Raw genomic sequence first — 11,064 nt, 5'->3', positions numbered from 1 at the left:
TCAGTATGGAGATAAAAGACAATACTTGTAATTGTTAAGGAGGAAATGTCTTTAATAGAGGCTATAATAGACAAAATTTAAAAGTTTAGGACTTGAAATGTCTTTTATAGGGCTTCTAAAAGACAAAATTCGTACTTTATTTTCATGAACAGTCTTTTCCTTCTATATTAAATCCTAAAATACCCGATTATCCGGAAACATCATACATTCAAAATTAAAAATTGCGTCACCCGAAGGCAACGCATCTTCAACTTTATGATTTAATCCGCATTTACATATTAAAATGATTTTTTCTGGCCGACATATTTCCAAAAAGTACCGTACGAAGTGTGGATTCGTTCCACTTGTTGTTGCAATAATAATTTTTTCATTTCCAATTCGACTTGTAAATGTGGGAGATTGTACGTAAATGCGATGTCTCTAGTTGAGACAAATTGATTGTATTGAACAAACTTCAATAATGGCGGTAGAGGGTGGCTAACTGGTCGTTCTCCTAAAATTTCAGTCATTACTTCAATATAAATTTCATACGTATTCACACCTGATAATTTCAAACCTTCTTCTTCAATCTTATTATTGAAGAATACAATTGTCGGTGTTTCTGTTACAGCCATCTCGTTCGTAATTTTTAAATCACATTGAAAAGCATGGGATGTACTTGTTGAATGAATATCTCTCATAAACTCTTCAACGTCTAATAAAGCTTCCTCTGCACATTGAATTAAAATCTCGAGTTTCCCAATGTTTTCATTTTTCAAGTAAATATATTCCTGTAGTTTTTTTAGGAAACGGATACCTGCGCGTTTTCCTTGTAGTTCAGCTGCTTTAACAGCAATGGATGCGATATATGGTGATGATAAGTTAACTTTTGCTTCTAAATCATCGCAACTAATTTGACCACGTTTTATCGTTTTTTCATATTTATTACGTTGATTCGGTTGGATTAACTTCCGATTAATATTATTTAAATTTGAAATATTACCGCTTAATACATACGTTAAACTGAAATAATGTCCGTATTCAAATTGCATTTTTTTAATGACAGGTTCTAATGCAAAACAGTCTGGACAAAGAGGATCGATAAAAAAATATAATTCTAACGGTTTTTCATTACTGCAAATAAAAGCAAACAAATTCATCTCCGATTGCTTTTTATCAATCATTGAGTTTCACCTTTTTCATCGGGTGTATTTACCATATGATGGGCAGTAATGACGAGTCTAGAAAAGAACTCCTCTCTTTCTGGTCCATGGAAATTAGCTTCATCCATTGCTGCGCTCATACAACTTAGCCAAGCATTGGCTCTTTTTGGTGTTATTTGAAAGGGTAAATGACGCATACGTAAACGTGGATGCCCATGTTCTGCTGTATATAAAGGAGGTCCTCCTAAAAATTGTGTTAAAAATTGTTCTTGTTTACGCGCAGTTTCCGTTAAATCCTCTGGAAAAATCGGTGCTAAATCTGGATGTTGTTTAACACGTTTATAAAAAGCTTGAATTATATTATGCAAGGTCTCTTTACCTATTTTTTCATACTGTGATATTTTCATACTTGCCATTACAGGTAACTCCTTTATTTTCTCTAATTAAAGCAATATATGATCTGAATGTTTTTGCGACAAATTAATTTATGAGACTTAATTCATAATCAGCAATGTTCATTGCCTCTGTTGAAGGCTTTTATCTTTGGATTTATTTTATCAGCGGTTTCGAGATAACTCAAATAAAATAGCTTACAGGTAGATTTTCCTAGTATTTAGTCATAAAATTGTGTAATTTAGTCCAATTGAATTGATTTTACAGAAAAATCACCCAATTACAATTAATTCCATTATATTAATGAATATAGAATACCTTTCATAAAAAAACGCTCTAGAGTTATGTGACTCAGAGCGTCAACTTACTTACAATATTTTTTAGGCGTTCATTTTTAATTCGTTCATAATTTTATTTACATAGTTTTGTGTTTCTTTAAAAGGTGGGATCCCACCATATTTGTCGACATTTCCAGGTCCAGCGTTATAAGCTGCTAGGGCAAGTTCAACGGTTCCGAAACGATCTAGCATTTGGCGTAAATACTTCGTACCGCCCATAATATTTTCGCGTGGGTCATGAATATCTTGAACACCTAACCCTCGTGCCGTTGCGGGCATTAATTGCATTAGTCCACGCGCACCAGCAGAGCTGACAGCGTTCATATTAAAATTAGACTCATGTTTTATAACAGCGGCAATTAAACTTTGTGGAATGTTATATTTTTCAGATGCTTCTTTAATAATCGGTTGTAGTTGTTCATTCGCAATTTTTACAGGTACTTTATTTAAATTTTGCAAATGAAATGTCGATGGATTATTCACCGTATTATACGTATTAAATGTAGTCTTTGTTGTTTCACCAAGGTCTTGGTTTATATTTTGTAAAAGTAAAAAGGTGTTAAGCATCGATGTAAAGTTAGACCCATTTGTATTCGTTTTTCCTGTTGAAAAGGGATTCATTTGTTGCAACGTATTTATTTCCATAAGAAGCTTCAGTTGATTTACGTTCAATCGTAGCCACCTCTTTATTTTTCCCGATTTGCTAGTTCCATTTTTCGGTTATAAAATCGTTGAATCTTGTTTAATGTTTTACGTTGTGGAATTTGAAGTGTTTGTAGTAAATTTATAAAATGTTGTTTTCCTGTCTCATAATCTTCTACTTCATATTCTAACTCAAAATCTACTATATTTAAATAATAACTTTTATCTAAAACTAGAATTCCGTCATAGTGTGGCAATTCTTTTCGCTCTGTTTTTAACGAACCGAAATATTTAACTTTCTCAAGCGAAATATTAAGTTTTCGCAGCTTTTCAGCAATTTTACCTTCAGGAAATAGATTTTCCTCTATCAGCTTTTTACGAGCTTCTTCACTTATTTGTTCATTTGTTTCTAGTAACCCAATCTCCTTTGTTTCCTTTAACGTAAATTCATACTTTCCATTTTTTTGTCGAATTCGTAATGCACAACCTAGTTTTTTTAATGCAAAATCTTCTGTATCAAAATATTCATTCTCCTGGCTAAAAAAATCTTCTTTTGTTATGGAAAAGTAATCAAGTAATTTAATGAATTCTTCCTCTGTTACGATATTTTTAAATTCAATTTCTAATTGTTCGGACATAGTTGCCTCCTTGTTTTAATTAAAAAGAAAATATTATTCTCTTCCTATCTTTTGATATTTGTATGATAAAATAATAACAAACAATAAGTAGAAAAACGAAATACTTTATTTATAAAAAATATTTATTATTTATGAATATTACTTTTACACATTCAATAGATTAAATGTGGATGTTTTTTTACATAAAGTTAAATGCAAAAGCATGAGAATAAGTGTAGTATAGAGGTGTAATTTATGCTAACTGGAGAAGTTTTGGGGTGATTTGATGGAATGGGAAGAATTTTTAGAACCGTATAAACAGGCTGTAGAGGAATTAAAAGTTAAATTAAAAAGTTTACGCAGACAATTTGAACTAAAAAAGACCCATTCAGCCATTGAATTTGTCACAGGAAGAGTGAAGCCAGTACCAAGTATATTAGATAAATTAAAACAAAAAAATTTAACCATTGATCGAGTGGAAGAATTGTACGATATTGCTGGTATTCGTATAATGTGTCAATTTGTAGATGATATTAAACAAGTAGTTCAATTATTAAGGGATAGAAATGATTTTGAAATTGTTGAAGAAAAAGATTACATAACAAATAAAAAAGAGAGCGGTTATCGTTCTTATCATATGATTATTCGTTACCCAGTTCAAACGATTCACGGTGAGAAAAAAGTGTTAGCGGAAATCCAAATCCGGACATTAGCGATGAACTTTTGGGCAACGATAGAGCATTCATTAAACTATAAATATAATGGCCAGTTCCCGGAAGATATATTATTCCGTTTAAAAAGAGCAGCAGAAGCAGCTTATTCACTTGATGAAGAAATGTCATTAATCCGTGAAGAAATTCGAGAAGCACAAGTGGTTTTTTCAAATAAAAAAGAGCACTCATAATATGTTTATAAAATACATAACGGTTTAATTGAACAGGAGTGAGGATGGTATGAAGTTTACAATTGTATCAAAGGGTGACGAAAGGTCGAACTTGTATGCTAAGAAAGTTCAAAAGTATTTAACGGATTTTGAGTTAATATATGATGAAGATGAACCAGAAATTGTTATTTCAATCGGGGGTGACGGAACATTATTGGCTGCTTTTCAACAGTATTGTCATCACTTAAAAGATACGGCTTTTGTCGGTATACATACGGGTCATTTAGGGTTTTACGCTGATTGGCGTCCATCTGAGCTGGAAAAACTAGTCATTGCCATTGCTAAATCAGACTTGAAAGTTGTCGAATACCCGTTACTTGAAGTGGTCATTTCTTACAACGGTAATAAAAAGGACGAACATTTTTTAGCATTAAATGAAGCGACAATTAAAAGTGTAGAGGGGACATTCGTAATCGATGTTGAAATAAAAGGGGAATTATTTGAACGATTCCGCGGAGATGGGTTATGTGTATCCACTCCATCGGGAAGTACGGCATACAATAAAGCATTAGGTGGGGCGATTATTCACCCTTCCTTAGCATCGATCCAGATTTCTGAAATGGCTTCGATTAATAATCGAGTGTTCCGTACAATCGGTTCGCCGCTAATTTTACCAGCACACCATACGTGTCGCTTAAGACCGGTGACTGAAAAGGACTTCCAAATCGGTGTAGATCATTTATCTTTCTTACAAAGAGACATTAAAGTAGTTGAATTTAAAGTAGCGAAGGAAAAAATTCGTTTCGCCCGATACAAGCCGTTTCCGTTTTGGTCGAGAGTACGCGCATCCTTCGTAAGTGATTAAGTTTAGATGCTAGTTTTTTAATAATAAATGTTGTTTGAATGGTTGCTATAAACCATTCATTCTTTTTTAGTTTATAGGAGCAAGTTATTATGGTAAAACCTTTTTCATTACAATGGAAAATTGAACAGAAAGATCATGGAAAACTCATTAAACAATTTTTACATGAACAGGAAATTTCGAAACGAGCGCTTACCGATATTAAATTGCATGGTGGCGATATTTTAATAAATGGTAAACACGTTACAGTTAGACATCAATTGTCTTGTGGAGAAAAACTTACAGTTGTTTTTCCGCTTGAAAAGAAAAGCGAAAGTTTAAAAGCTGAAAAAATTGCACTTGATATTGTTTATGAGGACGATTACGTGCTTGTGCTTAATAAGCCACCGTTTATGAATACAATTCCTTCTCGCGAACATCCTGAAGGGAGTCTAGCAAATGCGCTGATGGGGTATTATGAGAAACTCGGGTTAGCCGCAGCGCCACATATTGTAACAAGGCTAGATCGAAACACTTCTGGACTTGTTCTCGTTGCTAAACATCGCCATATTCATTATTTATTTAGTAAAGCTCAACAACAGGGAAGCGTTACGCGTATTTATGAAGCATTTGTTGAAGGACGTTTGAAGGATACAAGCGGGGTCATTGAAGCGCCGATTGCACGGAAAAGTGATAGTATAATCGAGCGTGAAGTGAATGAAACGGGTCAATATGCTCGAACGAGATATAAATTAATAGAGCAATTTGATAAATTTGCGCATGTTGAATTGTTGCTTGATACTGGAAGAACCCATCAAATACGTGTACATATGTCCTACATTGGTCATCCTTTAGTAGGGGATGATTTGTATGGAGGAAGTACCGATTTATTGTCGCGTCAAGCTTTACATTGTCGAACAATAAGTTTCATACATCCGATGTTAAAAGAAAAATTAACGTTTACTAATCGGCTACCTGAAGATATGGATGGAATCATTAATGATATAAAGTGATAAACGCCGAAATTTAACGTCCATAAGCCAATAAAAAGGTCGTTCATTCAAAAAATAAATGAACGACCCAATCAAAACAAAAAATTACTTCAACTAAACAATTGCGAAGAAATCTCCTCAATCAAACTCCGAAAATTTTTCAGGTACAAATGGCATCGATGATGGTACTTGTACAATTTCCATTTCTGGGTACTTAAGAGCGGACAATTTCCCACCAAAGACACAGCCAGTATCAATATTGTATGTATTATTGATTACACGTACTTCCCGAACCGGAGTATGACCGTAAACAATTGTCTTCTTTCCTTGATAATGCTTAGCCCAATCTCTTCGAACTGGACGACCATCGGGCATTTTTTCTCCCGTTATATCACCATATAAAACAAACGTTTTTACTTTATTATCTGTTAATCCGATATAATCTTCTCGAATTCCTGCATGGGCAATGATTAAATTTCCATCATCTAATTGTAAGTACAAGGGTGCACCCTCATATAATACCATAAAATTTTTTCTTACTTCTTTTTGCCTCTTCGTTGGTAGACTTTTAAACTCAGCATCAGTAGTTTCCAAACCGTGGGAAATTTGTACTTTATTCCCTAGAAAATACCGATATAATTTGTTACAGTGGTTACCAGGTGTGTAAAAAGCGAGGTTATTTTTCACAAGATCATAAATAAATTCGATTACCTTTATCGAATGTGGACCTCGATCTGTTAAATCACCTACGAATGCAAGTTTGCGACCATCTTTATGGATTGGTAAATGATTTTCAAACGTATAGTCTAACTTACGGATGAGTGCAAGTAATTCCGCATAACACCCATGGACATCACCAATAATATCAACTTTCATAATTCATTATCCTTTCATATACATATTGATTTTGTTAATATATAGACTATCTGTAAAAAATATCATTAGAGATAGAGTTCATTTTAGCTTAGAAAGGAGTTACCTTATGGAACATACTGCATCAATTTCATCCTTGTTAATTGTAATTATAGCAGCATTTTTAACGCCCTTAGTATTACACAGATTAAAACTAAATATCATCCCTGTTGTTGTAGCAGAAATTATTGTTGGTTTAATTATTGGTAAAAGTGGATTTGATATCGTACAAAGTGATGAATGGTTAGAGATCTTATCCACGCTAGGATTTATTTTTCTCATGTTTTTAAGTGGATTAGAGATTGATTTTAATGCCTTTAAAATTAAAAAGAAAAATAACAATAAAGGTGAACAAGAACCGAATCCGTTAGTTATATCCATTATTATATTTACTGGCATTTTATTATTGTCAAATGGTCTATCTTATTTATTCGTATTAGCTGGCTTTATTGACAGTGTGATGCTGATGACCATCATAATATCAACGATTTCCCTTGGCGTTGTTGTACCTACTTTAAAAGAAGAAAATTTAATGAAAACAACGATTGGTCAAATTATTCTTCTTGTTGCCGTTATTGCTGATTTAGTAACGATGATTTTACTTGCAGTATTTGTTTCTATTAAGGATAGCGGTTCAGGAAATACTTGGTTGTTACTAATTTTGTTCGCAGCAGGTGTGCTTTTATATTTTGTTGGTCGCAAATTTCAAAAAGGTCAATGGTTGGAGAACTTGTCAAAAGGAACGGTTCAAATTGGTACCCGAGCTGTTTTTACGCTTATTATTTTCCTAGTTGCGCTATCGGAAACGGTAGGTGCTGAAAATATATTGGGAGCTTTCCTAGCAGGTACTTTAGTATCGTTATTAGCACCAAGTAAAGAATTGGTGTCTGAACTTGATTCTTTCGGTTATGGCTTTTTAATTCCAATCTTTTTCGTCATGATTGGTGTGGAATTAGATATTTGGGCATTGTTTAGTGATCCGCAATTACTATTGTTAATCCCATTATTATTAATCGCATTATTGATTTCGAAGATTTTACCGGTATGGATATTAAAGAAATGGTATTCAACGAAAATGGTTGTTGCCTCAAGTTTTATTTTAACGGCAACCTTATCACTTGTGATCGCTGCAGCCACTATTGGAGAAGATATGGGAATTTTATCTTCTGAATTAGGTGGTACATTAATCTTAGTTGCTGTCATTTCATCCATTATTACACCAGCTGTTTTCAAAAAGATATTTCCAAAACAAGATACCGATGAAATACAAATTGATGTGGCGATTATTGGGGCTAATCAAATGACTTTGCCGGTATATGAACAACTAAAATCATCATTATACAATCCTACGATTTTTCATCGTAAACAGGAAAAACTCGATCAGTTAATTTCGAAGGGCACGGTTTTTTCCATCGTCGAATTAGAAGATTATACGGAAAGTCAATTTGAACACCATAACATCTATAACTATGATGTGGTCGTATTAGCGACAGGCGATGAAAAATTAAACGCCTCTTTGGCGGAACTTATGAAAGAAAATGGAGTGGAGCGCGTTTTAGCCCGAGTTGAAAATCCGGCGCTTGCGAAAGAGTTAAAACAACAAAATATAGAGATTTTCTCAACTATTCATGCCCAACATGTGTTGTTGCGTGCTGCCATCGAATCACCATCGATGATGCAATTATTAATGGATCGGGATACATCGTTATATGAAATTAAAATATTAAATGCAAAATATCACGGTGTGCTTATTCGGAAGTTTCCGTTTATGGGTGATGTGATTTTTGTGCGAATATTAAGGAATGGTGAAGCGATTGTTCCTCACGGTGACACGGAGTTAAAACTTGAAGACCGTTTAATTGTTTCCGGCTCAATGGAATATTTAGATGAACTAAAAATGGAGTTAGAATTAACTTAACCTTTTCATTCACATCATTATCATGTAAAATTAGTAGTAGGTACTAATAACATGTAATAAGATAGGAGGAAAAGTAATGGTATTATCATTAGAAGGTAAAACGTTTGTCGTAATGGGTGTTGCTAATAAACGTAGTATCGGTTGGGGAATTGCACGTTCATTAGATAAGGCTGGAGCGCGTCTAATTTTTACATACAACCAAGATCGTATGTTAAAAAACTTAGAAAAACTTGTCGAGGAATTAAATGGAAAAGACCCTTTAATTCTTCAATGTAATGTTGAATCCGATGAAGAAATTGAAAACTGTTTCCAAGAAATTAAAGAAAAGGTTGGCGTAATTCACGGATTAGCTCACTGTATCGCTTTTGCGAAAACAGAAGAATTAGAGGGAGAGTTCGTTAATACTTCTCGGGACGGTTTCTTATTAGCGCAAAATATTAGTGCTTATTCTTTAGCTGCCGTTGCCCGTGCTGCAAGACCACTTATGACAGAAGGTGGAAGTATCGTTACCCTAACGTATTTAGGTGGCGAACGTGTTGTGAAGAACTATAATGTTATGGGTGTGGCTAAAGCGTCCCTTGAAGCAAGTGTCCGTTATTTAGCGAATGACCTAGGAAAAGATAATATTCGTGTGAACTCCATTTCTGCTGGACCAATTCGTACTTTATCAGCAAAAGGCATTCGTGATTTTAACGCATCATTAAACGCGATTGAAGAACGAGCACCACTTCGTCGCACAACCACGCAAGAAGAAGTTGGCGATACAGCATTATTCTTAATGAGTGATTTATCTAGAGGAATTACAGGAGAAAATATTCACGTAGATTCTGGGTTCCATATCATTTCTATTTAAAAAATATTAGGGTCTTACGATAATACATTCGTGTATTGTAAGACCCTTTTTATTTTTCCTTTTTTCTATCGGAAAAATTATTTTATTAGCTAATTCTAAGTTGAGCAATAAATGGATTGCGGTTACCTTGGATTTGATAAATGGCTAAATTCCGATGCCTTTCGTAAATGGTGACGGGGAATTTCCGGTTCCATCGCCGTAATAAAGAAATATCAACTTGTTTTTTAAAGGTAGGTTTAATTGTAACTCAAGTAATTTTTCTTCAATAGTATTTAAAGGTGCTGTATTTTGTACCAACTGAATCAAAACAATCGATCTCCTAAATATATGATTTATAGGAAATGTTTTACATGAATAATAATAAAAGGGCAATTTTTTGTTACATTTAACCAAAAATTATGAATTAGCATACACATATATTGCACGATGTAAGGAAGAGAGGAGGATTTTTATGGCAAAGGAAGACAAGAAATTAGAGGGGAATATGCTTATAAATAAGCAGTATGATGAATTTGTTAATATGCAAACTATTTATATAGGCGAAGTTGGCAAAGCTTCGTATTCAAATATTGATTTTGAGGAAATTTTGGAAGTGGATAATGAATTTACTGTTGATGAATCATCAGAAGTTGAAAATGATTTAGAAAGTTCTCCTGTTTTAGAAGGAAATCAGACTGCCGAAGTTGATGAAAAGTCTTTAGAAAAACGAAAATTAACCCGGTTAATTCGACGATTAGCATTTTATCCGAATGTGTTGAGTCGACCGATTTGTGAAGGAGAAATTAAAGGAGAAATTTGTATTTTTCAAGTTATTAGTAAAAGAGGGAATCGTGTTCGGATTTTAAAGGAACAAGGATTAGATTGGGTAGAAATTGATGATATAAAAAGTTTAACGATAAAAGAGTGAAATAAAAAATAAGCCGAACAAAAAGGAATAATAAGTTCGGCACTTTTACTTTTTCCCCGAAATAAAAATGTAGTATAGACCGGTTGCCTATACTACATCTTCATTGATGCATTAAGAAATTGGTTGAGGTGTTACTGGTGGATGGCAAACTACACCGCAGAAGCAATCTAGATTGACTGTAATACAAATTCCTGTGTGTCTATAGCTAGTTTCATCATCTAATAAGCCGAGAAGATATTGTGCTTTTGTTAAATTTGAATCTGGAGATGGCACGTTTACATCATGAGATTGTAATAGTTCTAACGTTGCACAGCATGTTTCAGGATCTACATCAACTACATTGAATACAACAGATTCAAACTGTTCTCTTGCAGTAGGTGCTGCCCCTGTTGCTAAGCTTCTACGGACCCCCATCCCAATAAAGTAGTCACAAGTACTACTGCAAATTAATGATACTGGAATAGTCGTATATTGGGTTGGTGAGAGGCCTTTTCCTCTAAGTTCTCTTAGAGAAACATCACAGCTACTTAAACAACCAGATGTTGGATTAACTTTTTCTTGTTCTTCAACTATATCTAATAAAATATCACAAACGCAATTGTTTGTATATCCATCGTCTTTATGTC

General features: G+C 33.8%; 13 protein-coding genes. 6 read left to right on the top strand and 7 right to left on the bottom strand.

The genetic code is table 11. The features are described 5' to 3' along the window. Nucleotides 1-278: 278 nt before the first annotated feature. The 4 genes from GW534_RS14600 to GW534_RS14585 form a co-directional block, all read right to left on the bottom strand. Complete coding sequence (locus GW534_RS14600; protein WP_246204197.1) at nt 279-1,163, bottom strand: ClpXP adapter SpxH family protein; 885 nt, start codon at nt 1,161-1,163, stop codon at nt 279-281. Continuing rightward, nucleotides 1,160-1,558, bottom strand: a complete 399-nt coding sequence (locus GW534_RS14595) for a globin domain-containing protein (RefSeq protein ID WP_161921723.1) — start codon at nt 1,556-1,558, stop codon at nt 1,160-1,162. The genes GW534_RS14600 and GW534_RS14595 overlap by 4 nt, the downstream gene beginning before the upstream one ends. Before the next feature lie 357 nt (nt 1,559-1,915). Beyond that, nucleotides 1,916-2,545 (bottom strand): lytic transglycosylase domain-containing protein, encoded by a 630-nt coding sequence (locus GW534_RS14590; RefSeq protein ID WP_246204195.1) that lies wholly within the window; start codon nt 2,543-2,545, stop codon nt 1,916-1,918. Nucleotides 2,546-2,559: 14 nt separating this feature from the next. Further along, the gene (locus tag GW534_RS14585; RefSeq protein WP_161921722.1) at nt 2,560-3,153 is read right to left on the bottom strand and encodes a CYTH domain-containing protein; all 594 of its coding nucleotides are present in this window, start codon (nt 3,151-3,153) and stop codon (nt 2,560-2,562) included. A 262-nt stretch (nt 3,154-3,415) separates the two neighbouring features. Between GW534_RS14585 and GW534_RS14580 the strand changes: the two genes are divergently transcribed. The 3 genes from GW534_RS14580 to GW534_RS14570 all read left to right on the top strand — a co-directional run bounded on the left by GW534_RS14580 (nt 3,416) and on the right by GW534_RS14570 (nt 5,869). Then, complete coding sequence (locus GW534_RS14580; RefSeq protein WP_281352008.1) at nt 3,416-4,036, top strand: GTP pyrophosphokinase; 621 nt, start codon at nt 3,416-3,418, stop codon at nt 4,034-4,036. Nucleotides 4,037-4,085: 49 nt separating this feature from the next. Further along, the gene (locus tag GW534_RS14575; protein WP_161921720.1) at nt 4,086-4,880 is read left to right on the top strand and encodes an NAD kinase; all 795 of its coding nucleotides are present in this window, start codon (nt 4,086-4,088) and stop codon (nt 4,878-4,880) included. A gap of 89 nt (nt 4,881-4,969) precedes the next feature. Continuing rightward, the gene (locus GW534_RS14570; protein WP_161921719.1) at nt 4,970-5,869 is read left to right on the top strand and encodes an RluA family pseudouridine synthase; all 900 of its coding nucleotides are present in this window, start codon (nt 4,970-4,972) and stop codon (nt 5,867-5,869) included. Between the two features lie 117 nt (nt 5,870-5,986). Here GW534_RS14570 and prpE read toward each other — a convergent pair whose 3' ends face one another. After that, nucleotides 5,987-6,724 carry a bis(5'-nucleosyl)-tetraphosphatase PrpE gene (prpE, locus tag GW534_RS14565; protein WP_161921718.1) on the bottom strand — a complete coding sequence of 246 codons (738 nt, stop codon included), beginning with the start codon at nt 6,722-6,724 and terminating at the stop codon, nt 5,987-5,989. Nucleotides 6,725-6,830: 106 nt separating this feature from the next. On the opposite strand from prpE, the gene GW534_RS14560 reads away from it, so the two are divergent. Beyond that, the gene (locus tag GW534_RS14560; RefSeq protein WP_161921717.1) at nt 6,831-8,678 is read left to right on the top strand and encodes a monovalent cation:proton antiporter family protein; all 1,848 of its coding nucleotides are present in this window, start codon (nt 6,831-6,833) and stop codon (nt 8,676-8,678) included. 76 nt (nt 8,679-8,754) lie between these two features. Continuing rightward, complete coding sequence (gene fabI / locus GW534_RS14555) at nt 8,755-9,531, top strand: enoyl-ACP reductase FabI (protein WP_161921716.1); 777 nt, start codon at nt 8,755-8,757, stop codon at nt 9,529-9,531. Between the two features lie 85 nt (nt 9,532-9,616). On the opposite strand, the gene GW534_RS16585 is transcribed toward fabI, so the two are convergent. Beyond that, nucleotides 9,617-9,742, bottom strand: a complete 126-nt coding sequence (locus tag GW534_RS16585; protein WP_312854686.1) for an endonuclease — start codon at nt 9,740-9,742, stop codon at nt 9,617-9,619. A gap of 240 nt (nt 9,743-9,982) precedes the next feature. On the opposite strand from GW534_RS16585, the gene GW534_RS14545 reads away from it, so the two are divergent. Further along, on the top strand, nt 9,983-10,438 hold the full coding sequence (locus GW534_RS14545) for a hypothetical protein (protein ID WP_161921715.1): 456 nt from the start codon (nt 9,983-9,985) through the stop codon (nt 10,436-10,438). A gap of 111 nt (nt 10,439-10,549) precedes the next feature. On the opposite strand, the gene GW534_RS14540 is transcribed toward GW534_RS14545, so the two are convergent. Continuing rightward, the coding region (locus tag GW534_RS14540) for a CotY/CotZ family spore coat protein (protein ID WP_161921714.1) at nt 10,550-11,064 on the bottom strand (515 nt) is incomplete at its 5' end.

Source organism: Pallidibacillus pasinlerensis (assembly GCF_009996845.1).
Taxonomy (GTDB): domain Bacteria; phylum Bacillota; class Bacilli; order Bacillales; family Caldibacillaceae; genus Pallidibacillus; species Pallidibacillus pasinlerensis.
This window is presented reverse-complemented; position numbering and strand designations above follow the sequence as displayed.

Excerpts from the sequence above, each read along its gene's own strand:
- GW534_RS14600 (WP_246204197.1), bottom strand. The coding sequence starts at position 1,163 with ATGATTGATAAAAAGCAATCGGAGATGAATTTGTTTGCTTTTATTTGC.
- GW534_RS14595 (WP_161921723.1), bottom strand. The coding sequence starts at position 1,558 with ATGGCAAGTATGAAAATATCACAGTATGAAAAAATAGGTAAAGAGACC.
- GW534_RS14585 (WP_161921722.1), bottom strand. The coding sequence starts at position 3,153 with ATGTCCGAACAATTAGAAATTGAATTTAAAAATATCGTAACAGAGGAA.
- GW534_RS14575 (WP_161921720.1), top strand. The coding sequence starts at position 4,086 with ATGAAGTTTACAATTGTATCAAAGGGTGACGAAAGGTCGAACTTGTAT.
- GW534_RS14570 (WP_161921719.1), top strand. The coding sequence starts at position 4,970 with ATGGTAAAACCTTTTTCATTACAATGGAAAATTGAACAGAAAGATCAT.
- prpE (WP_161921718.1), bottom strand. The coding sequence starts at position 6,724 with ATGAAAGTTGATATTATTGGTGATGTCCATGGGTGTTATGCGGAATTA.
- GW534_RS14560 (WP_161921717.1), top strand. The coding sequence starts at position 6,831 with ATGGAACATACTGCATCAATTTCATCCTTGTTAATTGTAATTATAGCA.
- fabI (WP_161921716.1), top strand. The coding sequence starts at position 8,755 with ATGGTATTATCATTAGAAGGTAAAACGTTTGTCGTAATGGGTGTTGCT.
- GW534_RS14545 (WP_161921715.1), top strand. The coding sequence starts at position 9,983 with ATGGCAAAGGAAGACAAGAAATTAGAGGGGAATATGCTTATAAATAAG.